Consider the following 17,543-nt stretch of genomic DNA (forward strand, 5'->3'; position numbering starts at 1 on the left):
ATCACGCGAGGAGGGCATCGGCGACCGCTTTGAGCTCGGCCTCGATCCGGGTGTCGCCGTCCTCGGTGAACCAGAGCACGTTCTGCAGGATCCGGCCCGCGGTCCACCCCAACGCACGGTCCCGGTCGATACCGGTCACCTCCAGCATCAGATCGAACCGGTCCCGGATCGCCTGCGAGAGATCGCCGGTCGCGACCAGATCGTCCCATCGGTTCCACACGGCCGGCATCAGCTCGAACGCCGGGTCGCCGGCCAGTGGCTTCGGATCGATCACCAGCCACGGCTGCCGCTTCGCGGCCATCACGTTCTCGTAGTGCAGGTCCCAGTGCAGCAGGCGGTCGCCGGGCTCCGGCAGCAGCTCGGTCATCTGCGCGACGAGTCGCCACGTCAACGCCTGCTCGGCCGGATCGGCGAGCATCGGGATCACCCGGGGCGCATCCTCGATCATCCCGGCCGCGATGTCCGAGAGGCGCCGTACGCCGGACGGCGCGGGCACGACCATCAGGTGGGTCAGCAGCTCGGCGAGGATCCGGGTCGCCTCCGTCGCATCCGGCAGGTCGTTGAGGGTCCGCGGCTCGAGACGTTCGAGCAGCAGGGTCGAGGTCTCCGGGTCGTCCTCGTAGACCTCGACCACGTCGTCGTGGTTCCAGGTCCGGAGCGCCAGCGCCTCACTCTCACTCTCGTCGTCGACGCGCTGCAGCTTGAGCATCGCGTCGGTGCCGTCACGCCGTACGACGGGCACGATCAACGACGCCGCCCCGCTCATCAGGTCGCCGGAGACGGTCAGCTGCCACTGGTCGACGTACCGATCGAGGGTCCCCGGAAGACTGGCCAGCCAGTCGGGAGAGCTCTTGCTGTGGGTCCGGATGAGCTTCGCGGGAATCTCGATCACCCTCGGCACAGTAGGACGTTCGGGCGGGATGTGCTTGGGTTTTCCCGTGGAGAGCAGGCATCGGCGGGTTCAGCGGTTGGTGGCAGTGATCTATCTGGGGATTCCGGTCCTGCTGCTGGTGGCCGTGGGGTTGATCGCATCGACCGGGTCGGCGCTCGCCTGGATCGGTTGCGTCGTACCGCTGGCGATGCTGGTGACGGGCTTCGTGCTGCGGCGGCGGCATCGGTACCAGCCGCGCTGGTGGCTGGGAGTCGCCGGCCTGTTCGGTGGTCTGACCGGCCTGATGGTGACGCTGTTCCCGCTCGCGGTCGGGGTGTGGTGGCCGGCGATTCTCGCGCTGCCCGGTCTGATCGTCGGGATCGTCGCCGGTCTGGCGCTGGCCCGCGCGGCCGATCGCGCCCTGCTGGTGCCGTTCGTGCCGGAGCTCGCCGGTACGCCGTACGAACTGGTCTTCCGGCTCCGCGGCATCCCGCTGGCCGCGGTCCTGGTCGGCGCGGACTCGGTCACCATCCAGTCGCACCCGATTCCGCGCTCGGAACACCAGTTCCGCACCTATCCGCTGACCGGCATCACCGGCACCTACGAGTTCTCGCTCTCAGGTGCCGAGCGGCTCAAGTTCCCGATCGCCGTCACGCACGCGGTCGCCAGCGAAGGGCCTGCTGTCATCCTGCAGGCGGACGGCGAGGACTGGGTCCTTCCGACGAACCAGTCCTCGACGCTGATCGACGTGTTGACCGAGCGGCGCGAGAGCTAGGTCCGGTTCTGCTTGGCGGTCTCGGCCTTCTCTGCCTGCCAGCCGTCCTCGTTCTTGCCGAGGCGCCAGTAGCCGGACAGGGAGACGCGGTCGCGGGCGAGGCCGCGGTCCTGGTACAGATTCTTGCGGATGCGGAACACGAACCCGGCCTCGCCGTGTACGAACACCTGCGGCGTGCCGTCCGGGAAGTCGAGCGCCTCCACGGCCTCGACCAGACCGTCACCGCGCTCACCGGAAGCTGCGGACCGGTGGAACCAGCGCACGTCGACGTCACCCGCGCCGCCGAGCTTCTGCTCCTCGGTCTCGTCCCCGACCTCGACCAGAACGGTCGCCCGGGCACCCGGCGGCAGCTGCTCGACCGCGGACCCGATCGCCGGCAGCGCGCTCTCGTCGCCGACGAACAGGTGCCAGTCGGCCGCCTCGTCCGGCGAGTACGCACCGCCCGGACCGTTGAACCAGAGCACGTCACCCGGCTGCGCGGAAGCCGCCCACGGGCCTGCCACACCCTCGTCGCCGTGGTAGACGAAGTCGATGGCGAGCTCGCGCGACGCCTCGTCCCAGCTGCGGACGGTGTAGGTCCGCATCGTCGGCCACTGCTCGGCCGGGTACGTCTCGCGCACGACGCCCAGGTCCAGCGGCTCGGGGTACTCGACGCCGTCCTTGCAGAACAGCAGCTTCACGTAGTGGTCGGTGAAGCCGTTGTCGGCGAAGTCGTCCGACGTGAGCACGACCCGGATCATGTGCGGGGTGATCCGCTCGGTCCGGAGTACGACGGCGCGCTTGCAGACGCGGTTACGGCGGGGTGCGGGGCTGGTCACGCGACCACAGTCCTCTCGGGCGGATAAGTTAGGCCTACCTAAGTAAGCCTAACCCACCCGCCCGAAGCGCTCAGGTCCCGCGGATGTAGAAGACCTTGCTGACGCCGGCCTGGAAGTTGTAGCAAAGCGGGAAGTACACGCGGTACGGGATCAGGCCCTTGTACGCCGGTTGCGCGTTGAGCACGAACTTGCCGCTGTACGAGCGGATCCGCCCGGCCGGGCTGACCGTCTTCCACTGCGTCGCGCCGTACAGCCGCTGCAGGTACACCTTGCAGGCCGACGGAGCACCGGCGACCACGCCGTTCACCGGAACGATCGTGCCGACCGTCGCGCTTGCCTTCGACGGGGTCGCGGAGATGATGGCCGGGCGTGCCGGGACGAGTCCGAGTCCGCCGTTCGACGACGGGTTGCCGGGCAGCAGCAGGCAGTTGACGAAGTCCGCCAGCGAGGCCGGGTACGACTTTGTCACCGTGCCGGCGATGTCGGTGAGGTTCGTGTAGCCCGGCCCGACGTACTCGGCGCAGGTGTTGTCGTTGCCGAGCACCACGCGGAGCCGACTGCCGTACGGCCTCCCGGTCTGCGAATCGATGACCGCCCATTTGATCGAGTACGGCTTGCCGAACGGCACGACCTTCGGGATCACCGACGCGCTGATCCGCGGGACATGCGTCCCGGTGACCGCGAGCACGGGACCGCTGAACGGCGTCGGCTCGGTCATGTCACCGCTGCCCGGGAAGAACGGACCGTGGATCACGCCGGTCACCTTGAAGGTGCCGTTCGCCGTCGAGGGCACGTACAGCCGGCCGCTCCAGGTCCCGTTGGCGAGCCGCGGCAGGCTGGTCGAGAACAGCGTCGTCTGCGAGCCGGAGCCGCCGGTGCGCTGGAGGATGACGAGCACCGGCGTCTTCGCGTCTTCCGCGTCGATGAACTTGCCGGTCACCGTGACCGTTACCGCGGCGGTGTTGAGGCCGCTGACCGCGACGGCCGGCTGGTTGATCGCCACTGCGTCGATCTTCAGGTTCGGGTCCGGGCTGGCCTGGGCTGTGATCGGCACCGCCGCGAGCCCCAGCACGAGCAGTGCGGCAAGGAGTCGAGCCTTCATGGTTCACAGCCCCCTGATCGTGAACGTCTTGGTGACGGCCGCGACGTACGGCTGGCAGGCGGGGAAGTAGACGCGGTACGGGATCAGACCCTGGTACGACGGTTGCGCGTTGAGCGTGAACCGGCCGGACTGCCGGACCGAACCGGAGCTGACCGTCTTCCACTGCGTCCGGCCGTAGAGCCGCTGCAGCTGCACCGGGCAGGACCCGATCAGGTTCGCGACCGAGCCGTTGACCGGGACGATCGTGCCGACCTTGGCGCTCGTCTTCGAGGGCACCGCGGCGATGACCGTCGGCCGCGCCGGGAACAGCCACTGGCCGACGATGTAGTACGGGTCCGTGTAGATGTGCGCGCAGTTCAGCGCGCCGGCGTCGTTCGCGGTGTACGCCTTGGTGATCACGCCGTTCGTGCCGGTCTTGTAGATCGGGCTGCCGCCCTCGGCGCAGGGAGTGTCGACGCCGAGGCCGATCGGGATCCGGGTGCCGTACGGCTTCCCGGTCGCCGTGTTCGTGACCGCCCACGTGATCGTGTACGGCTTGCCGAACGGCACGATCCGCGGGTTCACCGCGGCGGTGATCTTCGGCTGGTTCGTGCCCTTCACCGTGATCGTCTGGCCGGCGTACGGCGTCGGGTCGACCGGCGTGCCGGGATCGGGACCGCCGTACGGACCCCTCATCACGCCGGTGACCTTGAACGTGCCGTTCGCGGTCGACGCGACGTTCAGCCGTCCGGTCCAGGTGCCGCTGGCAAGGTTCCCGGCGGTCAGCTTCAGGTCGGTCGACACGATGTCGCTCCGCCCACCGGTGCCGCCGGTCCGTTTCAGGATCACGTTCAGCACGACGGTGTCGCCGGGCTCACTGGAGCGGTAACCGCCCTTGACCGTGACGTTGATCGGGTAGGTGTTCAGGCCGGACACCGCGACCGACGTACGGTCGAGGGTGACCTGCGTGACGGTCAGGTTCGGATCCGGGGCGGCCTGCGCCGCTGCCGGAACCGCACCGAGCAACAGCCCCGCCAGGGACGCTGCCGCCAGCGTCGCCATTACCGGTTTGATTCGCATGTGCTGAGGGTGACAGCGGTACAGCCGGCTTCCAACCCCTGCGGCTCAGGACTGCTCGATCGGGCCGCGCGTTGTAGACCGGTTGAGCGGCCGTCAGATACTGGCGCGATTCAACTGCCGGGAGGCGATTGTTAACCGCGCAGTCATGTACAGACCGTGTCGGGTACGGGTACGGTCCGCACGCTGGTCCAATGAGTTCGGTCTTCGGCAGCGATCGGTACCCGGCGTACTCGGTCATCCGAACCGACAAGGTGGGCAACCCGATCTCGCTCGGCGACACCCTGCCCGAGAGTCAGGCCATTCTCTTCACCGGTCCGCCCGGCATGGGCAAGACCTCGGAGCTGTACCGCGCGGAGGACCTGGCCGCGACCAACGGCTGGTCCACGATCCGGATCAACGCGTCCGCGAACGCGCCGCTGGAACACCAGCTCACGATCGCGATCCGGTCGAGCATCGACGAGCTGCGCAAACGGTTCAGCCGCCGCGCTGTGCGCAAGCTGGACAACACCGTCGGCCAGTTGACCCGCAGCGGCGGCAACAAACGGCTGGGCGTCGAGCTGCGCTTCGGCGGCGGCCCGTTCCCGATGGAGTACGTCGGAAAGATGGAGCGGGACACCACGGCGTACAGCGAGCTCGGCACCACGCTGACCGATTTCGCCGACGAACTCGGCAAGCTGACCGGGGACAACGGCCGGCCGATCCTGCTGCTGGTGGACGGGATCGACCAGGCGCTGGAGAACGACCAGGCCGGGCTGAACGAACTGGCGATCCACATCGAGCAGATGGACCTCCCGGTCTGGCTGGTCGCGGCTGGTGGAGCGCGGTCGACCTGGTCGCTGATGAACGCCTCCCGGCGGATGTCCGGTATCGCCACCACGATCAGCAACCAGTTCGACGTCCGCGAGCTCGGACCGCTGCCCGACGACCAGGTCTGGAAAGCCCTGACCCTGCCGCTCCAGGACGCCCGGATCGCGTACGAGTACGACGCCATCGAGCGCCTGGTCGCGTCCGCGAACGGCGACCCGTCCCGGCTGCGGTCGCTCAGCCAGGCCGCGGTCGCCTATCAGGACCAGCAGGCCGGGATCACGCTGAGCTCCGTCCAGGCGGCGATCGCCCACGTCAACGCCGCCGCGGCCGAGACGTACCAGGACCACTGGAACCAGAAGAGCACCACCCACGCGCAGAAGGATCTGCTCGTCCTTGTCGCGTCCCAGGGGCCGAACAGCGTGTACATGCCGGCCGTCACCCAGGCCGCCGGCCCCGGCAAGTGGCAGGAGATCGACCAGGCCCGCCAGCAACTCGTTGCCCGCGGCATGCTGCGTGAGCACGGCGGAGGCGTCGTCACGATCCCCGACGAGGGATTCCGGGACTGGATCAACGACTACGTCGGGCAGACGCCGGAGCCGGTGCCCGAGCTGACGAACCCTCCAGCCGTCTCCCGCGGCGACGTGGCGCTCGCGCCGGTCCACCCGACCAGTGACCGCGAGCTGGTCAACCAGGTGTTCGGCATCTCGGGTCAGCTCGTTCACGAGGTCAAACGGACGGACGCACAGGGCCGGCCGATCTCGCTCGAGGACCGTGGCCCGACCGGCACGTCACTGCTGTTCACCGGAGCGCCCGGGACCGGCACCAGTCACGAGCTCGCCCGGACCAAGGCGATGGCCGACGCGGAGGGCTGGATCGCGATCCAGCTGGACGCGTCCCGCCGGGAAGGCCTCGAGGCCCGGTTCATCCGTGCCGTCCAGGGCGAGATGGACGCCATCAAGCAGCAGTACCCGGCCGGCCAGGTGCGGGAGCTGAAGCAGCTCCTGAACCGGATGGCGGTCCGGACCGCCAACTTGATGAAGACCAACCAGCTCCGGTTCGGCCTCGCGCCCGGTCCGAAGGTCGGCATTCACAGAAGCACGGTTGAGGGCGTCAAGAAAGACTCGGTCGGCACGACGCTGAACGAGGTCGCCGAACACCTCGGCAAGATGGCGCACCCGCGCAGGACTCCGATCCTCGTGATGGTCGACAACCTCGACGCCGCGTCGAAGGAGGACCTGTACGTCCTGACCTCGCTGTCGGCACACCTGAAGGAAGTACGGCATCCGATGTTCCTGATCGCGGCCGGCGGCGAGGAGGCGACCAGTCGGTTGCTCGAGGCATCGGGCGGGCACGCCGGCACCGAGACCAAGGAGGCCGGCAAGTTCGACGTACGCCGGCTGCAGCCGATCCACACGGACGAGTTGCGACAGGCGCTGACCGTGCCGCTCGACAAGGCCCGGGTCAAGTACGAGCCGGAGGCCATCGACAACCTGGTCGCGGCGGCGAACGGCAATCCAACCCGGCTGCGCACCCTGGCCGCCGCGGCGCTCGAGCTCACCGACCAGGGTCAGGGCATCACCGCCGACGTCGCCGCGACCGCGACCGCACGCCTGAACGCACAGTCGCGCGCGCTGTACGACGCGGCCTGGTACAACTGCTCGCCCAACGAGAAGGAACTGCTCGCGAAGACGTCCGTGCAGGGGTCGAACGGGATGGTCATCCCGTCCCGGTCCGAGCCGCCGGGTCCGGGGCGGTGGGATCTCGACGAGGCATCGCACAAGCTGATCTCCCGCGGGCTGCTGACCCGCACCGGCTATTACATCCGGGTCGCCGATCCCGGCTTCCAGGACTGGGTGCAGACCCGCCTCGGCTTCGCCGCGGCGCAGTCGGGCATCGCCCGTCCGCAGGTCGTCGCCGGACAGGTCGAGTCGGATTCGCCCGCGACCCGGCCCGCCCTCGGTCAGGGCGGGCCCAGGCGCGAGGACCTGCAGGCCAACCGGCAGTTCTGAGGTCTAGTTCGGCCAGATCGAGCTGATCCACTCCGGGTGGTCGATGAACGGGTTCCGGTTGTGCTGGAACTGGGTGTAGATGACCTCGTTGCGGTTCTTCTCGAACGCGTCCGGCGGGTCGGCCGCCGCCCACGCCTTCAGCACCGAGAGCTTGCCGATGTACGGCGCGGTGCCGTTGCCGACCGAGTTGTTCACCTCGAGGTTCGGGAACCCGTCGTCGCCCTCGTACCGGACGGCCATGTAGAAGATCATCCGGGCGACGTCGCCGCGGGCCGCCTGGCGCGGGGCGAACGAGTCCGAGTCCGCCGTACAGCCGGAGCACTGGGCGACCGCCGTACCGCCGTTGTCGAAGTCGAGGTTGCCGCGGGCCGAGTTCACCGAGACGTCCTCGGGGCGGAGGTGGTGGACGTCGGTGCCCGGGCCGGTCGCCGTACCGAAGTCGCCGTGGGACTTGGCCCAGACGTGCTCGCGGTTCCAGTCGTCGACCCCGCCGCCCTCGCTGCTCTTCGCGATCGAGCGGCCGGAGTAGATCTCGATGACGTTGCTGCTGTTGTTCGGGTCCTGGTCGGTGACCTCGAGCGCGTCCCAGACCTGGTCGTAGGTCAGCTTGGTCTGGTTCGAGATGATCGTGTGCAGCGCGGCCTTCAGCGCGGCGCCGGTCTTGCCCTCTGCGCCGGCGTAGTAGTCACCCGGATCGCCGGGATCGGACGAGCCGCCACCGCCGGTGAACGCGGTCGCGTTCTTGAGGCCGGGATGCGAGAAGTACGCCGCCAGCGTGCCGGTGACGGTGATCTGCTTGCCGAGCAGGCCGGGGTTGCTCTGCAGTCCGTACGACGCGCGGAACGCGGACGGGATCTGCACGTAGAGCATGGACGACGTGCTGGTCTGGGTCGCGGAGTCGGCGAGGGCCAGCGCGTAGTCGTTCGGGAAGTTGCTGCGGACAACGGTGCTGGTGGCGGTCGGCTGGCCGACCACGTAACCGGTGACGGACGCCGTGGAGTTGTCCTGGCGGCCGATCGCCGTCGCGACGGTGATCGTGGTGGCGGCATTCGACGGCGTGATGCCGAAGCCGAGCAGTGCGAGAACGGCGGTGACGAGCAGCGCCGGACGGAAGGGGCGGGACACGGCTACTCCCAGGGGCGGTTGGGGACCGGACGCAGGTCAGTCTGCCCAGCTTGCCGGGCCGCGGAACATCCGGAGTACGAACACCCGATGAAGGTTTGAACCGGTGGGGCGGTGAACGAGTGAGTGTCGTTCATCGCCCCACCTGGGTGGATAGGCCCCCATCAGGCCGTGACTGTCCGCCGCAGCCTGCTCTGCCCGTCCACCAGCGAGGTACTACTGGCGGGCAGTACCTCACCGACGAGGGTGGCGTGATGGCGGACGCCGTTTACGGACCGTACTCATTCCGGCACGCGTTGTCCATGGCTCGCGACCGCGATCTCACCGTACTGACAGGTCACTGACGCGTCAGGCGGTCACCAGGGCGGTATCGGTCTTCTGTGCGCGCTTCAGCCCGTACAGCAGCAGGCCGATCGAGATCGCGCCGACGACGGCGTACGTGATCGTGCCGCCGATCCCGTCCCAGGTGGTGTGCAGCGCGACGGCCAGCGCGTACATCCCGACGAAGCCCGCGAAGTGCTTACCGCTCGGCGCGATCACGAACCGCCACAGCCCCCAGCAGGCGAGCCCGGTCCAGGCCGCGTGCCCGGCCGGCGACAGCAACCCGCGGATGAACAGCGTCTGCTCGGCGGCGCCGACGTTCCCGTCCGACTGCAGTAGCGCGACAAACGCGTACCCCATCGTCTCGAGTACGGCGAACCCGGTGCCGACCGCGACGCCGATGACGATCCCGCGCCCGATCGACGTGCGGTACCGATGCCCGAAGAAGATCACGAGGACGGCCGGTACGACGAGCTTCGCCGCCTCCTCGATCAGTCCGACTCCGACCATCGGCAACGTCCCGAGCCGCCGCATGGCGTCGTACTCGAGCAGGCCTGCGACCACCACGCCGACCACGCCGCCGAAGAGCAGGCACCCGCCGAGCGTCGGCCCGTCGATCAGCCAGCGGCCGGACCGACCGGCCGCGAACGTCACGAACGTCAGCGGTACGACGAGCGCACCGAGCAGGATCAGCGTCGGGAACAGGTTCGGGTTGCCGGTATCGGTGAGGACGGCCAGCACCGCGAGGTACAGCGCGGTACCGACCAAGAACGTGCCGATCCACCCCCACCTACGTACCACCTGAGCGGTCATGGGGCCCTCCCGGCCTGGACTGAGGAGTGTAGGGAGCGAAGCGACCGGAGCGACGAGGGAAGGCCGGGAGCCAAGGGCCCCATGACCCGCCGAGCCGGAGGCGAGGCCAACAGTATGGCGTGGTTGCGCCATGTCGCAGCTACGGCAGTGATGGACAGGGCCGATTGCTGTGACCTGATTGCAAACTCTGTCGGAAGAAGAGGTGGTCCTGCCCCGAACCTCTCGAAGGAGAATCCGCCTATGTCCCCCACCCGCCTCACCGCCGCCACCCTCGCGGCGATGCTGACCCTCGGCGCGCTGTCGGCGATCCCGGCCGGCGCAGCCCCTCCCACCGGATCCACGACGCTCAAGACCTCTGCCGTCACGTTGATCACCGGCGACGTCGTCCAACTCACCGACGCCGGCGGCGGCAAGAAGGCTGCCACCGTCACCCCGGCGCCCGGGCGCGAAGGCGTCTCGTTCCACACCATCGAGGTCGACGGCGGGCTCCGGGTGCTGCCGAGCGACGCCGTCCCGTACATCTCCACCGGCGTCCTCGACGCGGACCTGTTCGACGTCGACGAGCTGATCGCCGACGGGTACGGCGCCGCCGCCAGCCTCCCGCTGATCGTGAAGGACACTCCCGGCCTCCGGGCCGAGCAGAATCTCGCCGGTACGACGACCACGCGCCAGCTCCCGTCGATCGGCGGCCGGGCTGTGGACGCGGCCAAGGACCAGCTCCCCGCCCTGTGGAAATCGCTGAAGCCCGCCGCGGGCGCCCGGTCGCTGAACAGCGGCATCACCAAGATCTGGCTCGACGGCAAGGTCCGTCCGGTGCTCGACAAGAGCGTCCCGCAGATCGGCGCGCCGGACGCCTGGAAGGCCGGGTACGAAGGCACCGGCGTTGAGGTCGCCGTACTGGACACCGGCGTGGACGCGACGCATCCGGATCTGGCCGGCAAGGTCAAGGAGAGCGTCGACTTCTCCGGCAGCCCGAGTGGCACCGTCGACCACTTCGGCCACGGCACGCACGTCGCCGCCACGATCGCCGGCACCGGTGCGGGCGCGGGCGGTACTCGCAAGGGCGTCGCGCCGAAGGCCGACCTGCTGGTCGGCAAGGTGCTCGGTGACGACGGCTACGGCTACGACTCCTGGATCATCGCCGGGATGGAGTGGGCCGCGGCCGAAGGCGCGAAGGTCGTCAACATGAGCCTCGGCGGCGGAGCCACCGACGGCACCGACCCGCTCAGCCAGGCCGTCAACGACATCACCGCCCAAACCGGCACCCTGTTCGTCGTTGCTGCAGGCAACGAAGGCCAGGACGAGACGGTCGGTACGCCGGGCGCCGCCGCGTCCGCGCTCACCGTCGGCGCCGTGGACCGCAACGACCAGCTCGCGGACTTCTCCAGCCGCGGACCGCGTCTCGGCGACGCCGGCCTCAAGCCCGAGATCACCGCGCCCGGCGTCGGCATCATCGCCGCCCGCGCGGCCGGCACGATCATGGGCGACCCGGTCGACGAGCTCTACACCTCCGCCTCCGGTACGTCGATGGCGACGCCGCATGTTGCCGGTGCAGCCGCACTGCTCGCGCAGCAGCACCCGGACTGGAAGGCCGACCAACTGAAGAACGCGCTGGTCAGCACGGCCAAGACGCAGCCTGAGCAGACCGTGTACCAGCAGGGCGCGGGCCGGGTCGACCTGACTCGGGCGGTCGCACAGAAGGTGACCGCGAGCGGCGTCGCCGACTTCGGCGTACAGACTGCCGAGGCGGGCACGCGGACGATCACCTACCGGAACTCCGCGGACGCCCCGATCACGCTGAGTCTCTCGATCCAGGTGACGAACCTCGACGACAAGCAGTCCGAGACCGACGGGTTCAGCCTCCCCGCGACCGTCACGGTCCCGGCGCACGGCAGCACCGACGTACCGCTGGCATTGGACCCGGTGAAGCTCGGCCGCGGTCAGTACAGCGGGTGGATCGTTGCCACTGGCCCCGATGGCGTCGTCACCCACACGGCGGTCGGCGCGCTCCGGTCCGGTCCGAAGCACAAGGTGACGCTGCGCGCGGTCGGCCTGGACGGACAGCCTACCGGCGTACCGGTTATCTCCTTGTTCGGTGACAACTCCCGGTCCGACGTCCTGGCGTGGATCCCGGACGGCGCGTCGTACACGGCCGAGATCGAGGAGGGCACCTACCTGCTGCACTCGCTGGTCGAGAACTCGGACCCGCAGGACGAGCAGGTCAGCCTGTTCACCGACCCGAACATCGTGGTCACCAAGGACACCGAGATCGTGATCGACGCGCGGAAGGCGGTACCGATCACGATCGAGACGCCGAAACCGTCGGAACAGCAGGCCGTGCTCAGCTATTACGTGCACCGCGTGTACGCCAACGGCCGCTCGATCAGCCACGGCGTGATGCACTTCAGCACGGTCAAGCAGGTCAACGTCACACCGACCAAGCCGGTTAAGGACGGCACCTTCGAGTTCTCGTCCCGCTGGCAACTGGTCGCGCCGTTGGTGCAGGCGGCCGTCCCGGGGGTGCCGGGGCCGCTGGACATCAATCTGCTGCACCAGTCGCCGTCGTACGACGGTAAGAAGCGGTTCCCGCTCGTCTATGCAGACTCCACGCTCAAGGGCGTGAAGGGCGCGGTCGCCGTGCTGGACTCGAGCGAGGACGGCTGGGGCAACGGCAGCGAGCACGACCAGATCGTCGCGGCCGCGAATGCGGGTGCTGCGGGGGTGATCCTGGTCCGGCCACCGGACTGGTCCGCCTGGACGGTTTGGCGTCCGGTCGGCGACCGGGAGCCGATCCCGGCGATGGTCACCACCTCGAAGGACGGTCGCAAGCTGATCGACCGCGCCCGTCGCGGCAAGGCGACCATCGACCTGACGCTGACCACCTCGAGCCCGTACCTGTACGACGTACAGCAGGTCTCGACCGGGTCCATCCCGGCGAAGATCGACTACAAGGTGACGCCGGCCAACAGCGCCCGCATCACCACGCGGTACGCCGACAACGGCGGGTTCAACTGGGCCAAGGAGCAGCGGTTCGGCTGGCGTCCGTGGCAGGAGTACTCGTGGAACGACGCGCAGCGGTTCGTCGAGACGCCCAAGGTGCGGGAGGAGTGGGTCACGACCGGCGACTCGCTCTGGCAGCACCGGGTGCACCACCTCTACACCTGGGACGACATGAACCCGCTGGCCGGCGGGATGACGTCGGCACCGCGCTCGTACCGGACCGGTACGTCGGACGAGACGTGGTTCGGTCCCGTCGTACGCCCGGCTGCAGCCCCTGGTGTGCAGTCCACCCGTACCGGGGACCGGCTGTCACTGCGCATCCCTTCGTTTGTGGATGCTGCCGGGCACTACACGGTCGGCGAGACCACTGCGTCATCGGCGACCTTGTCCCGCAACGGTCAGGTCGTCGCCGAGCTACCGGACGCCTGGGAGGACGTCATCACGTCCAGCGACGACGCGGCGTACAAGCTGGACCTGACCACGGAACGCAAGGACACCGAGGGGGAGTGGAACTGGGGTACTCACACCGAGACCTCCTGGGAGTTCCGCTCGGCCAAGCAGCCTGACGACAAGGCTGTCGCGCTCCCGCTGCAGCAGGTCAACTACACGGTCCCGGTCGACCTGACCGGTCGGGTCGCAGCCCGTACGCACGCCATCAGCTTCGAGTCGCCGCGGGCGACCTCGTTGCAGGCCTGGGCGTCGTACGACGAAGGCAAGACCTGGACCCGCCTCGTCGTGGTCGGTGCCCTCGGCCACTACCTGGCCGTCGTACCGAACGCCCATGACACGGTGTCGTTGAAGGTCACCGCCACCGGTCCGAACGGCGCCAAGATCACCCAGACCGTGATCCGCGCGTACGGCGTGAAGTAGCGCTCAGAGCCAGTCGCGCTTCGCCGCCTGGAACGCCAGACCGGTCCTGGTATCTACACCTGCCAGAGCCATCAGGCGATCCAGGCGGCGTTGCACGGTTCGCCGGCTGATACCGAGCTGGTTCGCGATGGACTTGTCCGGAACGCCCGCGACCAGGAGTGAGAGCAACAAGCGCTCGGAGTCGTCCAGGCCTTCGACGGGCTCAGCGGCGTCCGCCTGCAGCCGCACAGGAGTCGCCAGCTCCCAGTAGCTCTCGAAGAGCGCCAGCAGCGCGTCCAGGAGCTGGCCGCGGTTGATGATCGCGGCAGACGGTTCTCCGATGCTCTCGTCGTCGCGAACCAGCGGGCAGATCGCGGTCGACCGGTCCACGATCGCGAGCCGCACCGGCAGCGTCGGGAGCACCCGGGCTTCCTCGCCCCAGCTGACCCCCTCGGCGATCGAATCGAGCTCGCCGGGCGTCTCGATCAGCGCCCGTTCGTAGATGGCGCGGTACCGCACGCCGCGCGACAGGGCGCCGTACTCCTCGGTGTTGTCGGCGCCCTGCATCGCCAGCGGGTTCGCGCGACAGAACCAGAGGATCTCCTCGCGGGCCGCGTTCTGCAGGTCGCGCAGCCGTTCCCGAAGCGTGGTGGCGCCAACGATCACCTCGACGAGGTGGTGCGCGTCCCGGCGGCTCGCGCTGGCCCGGAACTCCTCGCTCAGCGCGGCCACGGTCTTCCGGGCGGCCTCGAGCGACTCCTGTCGGCGCAGCAGCGTCGTACCGAAGGCCACATCCGGCGGGAGCGGGCTGAACACCGGCTCGTCGGCCGCCTGGACTGTGACCAGCCCCTTCGCCTGCAACCTCTGCAGCACCTCGTCAGCCTCGTGCTGCGGGAGCTCGGCGACCTCGGCGAGCTCCGCGGCCCGCGCGGCGGACAGGCCGACCAGCAGCCGATACGTCTGCTCCTCCCGCGCATCGAGCAACGAGCCGTCCTGCATCCGCCCCACCTCCGGGCACCACCCTTTCAGGAATCCGGCCCTTTCCTATTGGCACTGTTCAGCCACGACACTCCCGTGCCATCACGGAAAGGTTGAGCGTCCGTCACTTTGCGGTCAGACGCCAGCGGAACTCGCCGCCGCCGAGCCAACCGCCCTGGAGAAAGAACCCGATGATGAGCATGACCGACTATGCCGGGATCGCCGGCCTGATCGCCGCGGCCGCAGTCGCCCTCTGGATGCTGCGCAACCACCGGACCATCGCCCCGACCGCGAGGCACCGAGGGGCGCCTACCCGGCGGCTGCCGCGACCGACGCACCCGGAGCGCGCTTCTTCGCGCGGTAGTAGGTAAGCCCACCGAAAGGCGTACATCGACAGGCCCAACGCGGCCATCAGCACAATCACGACCCACTGCCACGGTCCGGTCTGGTAGAGAGCCAGGAACCAGGACCGCGTGTCGTCGTTTCCGGTCAGCTTGAAGATCGCCGGTACGACGGCCTGCGGGAACAGCGGGATCGCCGCGAACCCGAGGCACAGTCCCGCCATCGTCCGCTTCCACTTGGGCAGTACGTCGAGCCCCGCGGTCTTCCTCGCCTGATCAGCGGGCGATCGGCCATGCCTGAGCAGCGTGAGCAGCTCGGGACCGCGCCGATCGAGACGCCGGATCGCCAGGCGCCCGAAGTACCACCACGCGAGTACGCCGGACAGCACTCCGATCGGCACGCCCCACCAGCCGACGTTGAGCGCCACGATCAGAGCCGGGGCACAGGTCGACGCGACCAGCACGAGCATCACGTAGACGATGCCCATCGTCTCGCCCTCGTTCTCACCGGAGTTCAGCGGATTACCGGACCGCTTGTGCGCATCGGTCGTCGGTACGGCGGCGTACACCGAGCTGGCCACGACCAGACCGGCCGCACCCCCGAGCAGTGCGGGCAACACGCTCAGCACGAGCGGCCAGGCGCCGGCGTAGCCGGACCACCAGGTCAGCAACAGGGTGATGACCAGCGTGATGGGACCGAAGACCAGCAGGAACGCGCGCTGCCGGGCGCGCACATCCGGCCCATTCGCGCCGGGCGTCATCAGTGTGGTCCACAGCGCCGTACCGTCTGCGCCGTACAGGTTGGCAGACATCGCAGCGGCCATCACGACGGCGGCCGGACCGGCCCACGGCAGCATCGCCTTCCAGCCCAGCGCCAGCGGCATCATGCAGAAGAACAGGCCGTAGCTGATCGCGAAGACCGCCTTGTGCCCGTAGAGCAGATCGCGGGTCCAAGAGCGCAGCTCCTTGGCGGCTGCACCACTCCGCGGATCGGTCCCGCCCAGCGGGCGTCGCACCTTGCCGCCGACTCGCGAGGCAGTTGTCCGGCGCACCAGCAGCGCCGACCAGGCCACGAGCATCACCACGCCGAGGACGACCAGTCCGGCCAGTGACGCAAGCACTCTGGGCCAGTCACCACGTCCGGCCGCTTCTACAGCCACCACACCCCAGCCGGACGGCGCGATCCGCGCTGCCCTGGCCATCGTCCCCTGTACGTCGGTGGACACGAACGCAACGATCAGCGCCCAGCCCTGCGCCGTGAACGCGAGGATGAACGCGTTGACCAGCGCCGCAATCACCGCCCCGGCCCGCACCTGCAGTAGTACGCCGTACACCGCGACGGCGAGCCGGGACGCGAGGATGAAGCAGAAGAGCTGGAGTAGCAGTGCCGGCACTGCGACCAGAGCGGCGGCGACGTTCGCGCCGGCGATGACGAGACTGAGCAGAGCGATCAGGCTGATGATCGGTGCGACGCCGGCCAGCGCAGCCACCAGCAGGCCGGTCGACAGCGTGTGCGGCGACAGCGGCAGCATCATGAAGTACTCCGGCTTGAGCGTCTCGTCGCCACCGCCCGCGAACAGCGGACCGACCACCCAGCCGAGCATCCAGACCGCGAGCACCACGGCCAGTACGTCGTTGTCGCCCTTGGCCGCGACCCAGATCGTTCCGCCCGCGAGCACCAGGCCGACGAACCCGCCGGTGACGATCCAGGTCAGCCGGAGCTGGTCCTGCAGCGCATGCCGGAATGCAGCCAGTCGCATCCGGACCAGCGTGTGCGAGGTGTTGTACGTCAGTGCGAGAGCCACGTCAGACCGTCCGCTCCACGCGTCGACGCGCCGACCAGCGACACGAACGCATCCTCCAGCGTGCCGCCGGCCCGCACCTCCGAAACGGTGCCTGCAGCAACTATCTTGCCGTCCGCAACCACCGCGACGCGATCGCACAGCTGCTCGACCAACGCCATCACATGACTCGACATCACCGCCGATCCGCCACCGGCGATGAACCGGTGCAGGATGGTCCGGATCGTCGCCGCCGACACCGGATCGACCGCCTCGAAGGGCTCGTCCAGCACGAGCAGTCGCGGCGCGTGCAGCAGCGCGACCGCGAGGCCGAGCTTCTTCCGCATTCCGGTGGAGTACCCGATGACCTGCTTGTCGTCCTCGTGATCGAGCTCGAGCACCTCCAGCAACTCGGCGCTCCGCCGCCCGACCTCGTCCTCGGGCAACCCGCGCAACAGGCCGAGGTACGTCAGCACCTCCCGCCCGGTCAGCCGCTCCGGCATCCCCAGCCCGTCCGGCAGCACCCCGACCAGAGCTTTCGCCTTCGCCGGCTCCCGCCAGACGTCAACTCCGAAGATCCGCGCCGTACCGCCGTCGGGCCGCAACAACCCGACCGCCATCGACAACGACGTCGTCTTGCCCGCCCCGTTCGGCCCCAGCACCCCGAAGAACGACCCACTCGGCACACTCAGGCTCAGCTCGTCAACCGCCCGCTCGTCCCCGAACACCTTGGTCAGGCCCACGAGCTCGAGTGCTTGCTCCATGCCGAACACTTTCCCACCGGGCACCGTCCCCGGACTTCCGCCGGACGGCTGATGGTCCCCATCCACCAGATGGCTCCCGGCTACCTTCCGTAGCCGGAAGTGACGGGTGACACAGCCCTGGAAAAGAAAAGTC

The 17,543-nt window shown here is 68.8% G+C and carries 12 protein-coding genes; 3 read left to right on the plus strand and 9 right to left on the minus strand.

Annotated features, from left to right (window positions below):
* Position 1: 1 nt before the first annotated feature.
* The gene (locus AB0J62_RS35815) at positions 2–892 is read right to left on the minus strand and encodes an aminoglycoside phosphotransferase family protein (RefSeq protein WP_363881163.1); all 891 of its coding nucleotides are present in this window, start codon (positions 890–892) and stop codon (positions 2–4) included.
* A 46-nt stretch (positions 893–938) separates the two neighbouring features.
* Here AB0J62_RS35815 and AB0J62_RS35820 point away from each other — a divergent pair, with 46 nt between their 5' ends.
* Entirely contained in the window at positions 939–1,646 is a 708-nt protein-coding gene (locus AB0J62_RS35820; RefSeq protein WP_363881166.1) for a hypothetical protein, read from the plus strand.
* On the opposite strand, the gene AB0J62_RS35825 is transcribed toward AB0J62_RS35820, so the two are convergent.
* The 3 genes from AB0J62_RS35825 to AB0J62_RS35835 form a co-directional block, all read right to left on the minus strand.
* Positions 1,643–2,464: a siderophore-interacting protein gene (locus tag AB0J62_RS35825; protein WP_363881168.1), complete on the minus strand. Its 822-nt coding sequence runs from the start codon at positions 2,462–2,464 to the stop codon at positions 1,643–1,645. The two genes, AB0J62_RS35820 and AB0J62_RS35825, sit on opposite strands and share 4 nt — an antisense overlap.
* Before the next feature lie 70 nt (positions 2,465–2,534).
* Positions 2,535–3,566 (minus strand): hypothetical protein, encoded by a 1,032-nt coding sequence (locus AB0J62_RS35830; protein WP_363881170.1) that lies wholly within the window; start codon positions 3,564–3,566, stop codon positions 2,535–2,537.
* 3 nt (positions 3,567–3,569) lie between these two features.
* Entirely contained in the window at positions 3,570–4,625 is a 1,056-nt protein-coding gene (locus AB0J62_RS35835) for a hypothetical protein (RefSeq protein WP_363881172.1), read from the minus strand.
* A gap of 191 nt (positions 4,626–4,816) precedes the next feature.
* Here AB0J62_RS35835 and AB0J62_RS35840 point away from each other — a divergent pair, with 191 nt between their 5' ends.
* Entirely contained in the window at positions 4,817–7,441 is a 2,625-nt protein-coding gene (locus AB0J62_RS35840; RefSeq protein ID WP_363881174.1) for a hypothetical protein, read from the plus strand.
* Between the two features lie 3 nt (positions 7,442–7,444).
* Here AB0J62_RS35840 and AB0J62_RS35845 read toward each other — a convergent pair whose 3' ends face one another.
* Positions 7,445–8,566, minus strand: a complete 1,122-nt coding sequence (locus AB0J62_RS35845; protein WP_363881176.1) for an endonuclease — start codon at positions 8,564–8,566, stop codon at positions 7,445–7,447.
* Between the two features lie 345 nt (positions 8,567–8,911).
* Positions 8,912–9,697, minus strand: coding sequence for a PrsW family intramembrane metalloprotease (locus AB0J62_RS35850; protein ID WP_363881178.1), 786 nt, complete (start codon positions 9,695–9,697; stop codon positions 8,912–8,914).
* A 240-nt stretch (positions 9,698–9,937) separates the two neighbouring features.
* Between AB0J62_RS35850 and AB0J62_RS35855 the strand changes: the two genes are divergently transcribed.
* Positions 9,938–13,567: a S8 family serine peptidase gene (locus AB0J62_RS35855; RefSeq protein ID WP_363881180.1), complete on the plus strand. Its 3,630-nt coding sequence runs from the start codon at positions 9,938–9,940 to the stop codon at positions 13,565–13,567.
* Positions 13,568–13,570: 3 nt separating this feature from the next.
* On the opposite strand, the gene AB0J62_RS35860 is transcribed toward AB0J62_RS35855, so the two are convergent.
* From AB0J62_RS35860 to AB0J62_RS35870, 3 genes are all read right to left on the minus strand, one after another.
* The gene (locus tag AB0J62_RS35860) at positions 13,571–14,545 is read right to left on the minus strand and encodes a helix-turn-helix domain-containing protein (protein ID WP_363881182.1); all 975 of its coding nucleotides are present in this window, start codon (positions 14,543–14,545) and stop codon (positions 13,571–13,573) included.
* 187 nt (positions 14,546–14,732) lie between these two features.
* Positions 14,733–16,670: a hypothetical protein gene (locus tag AB0J62_RS35865; RefSeq protein WP_363881184.1), complete on the minus strand. Its 1,938-nt coding sequence runs from the start codon at positions 16,668–16,670 to the stop codon at positions 14,733–14,735.
* Entirely contained in the window at positions 16,655–17,410 is a 756-nt protein-coding gene (locus AB0J62_RS35870) for an ABC transporter ATP-binding protein (RefSeq protein ID WP_363881186.1), read from the minus strand. The genes AB0J62_RS35865 and AB0J62_RS35870 overlap by 16 nt, the downstream gene beginning before the upstream one ends.
* Positions 17,411–17,543: the final 133 nt, after the last annotated feature.

The organism is Kribbella sp. NPDC049584, from assembly GCF_040675555.1.
In the GTDB taxonomy this organism is placed as follows: domain Bacteria; phylum Actinomycetota; class Actinomycetes; order Propionibacteriales; family Kribbellaceae; genus Kribbella.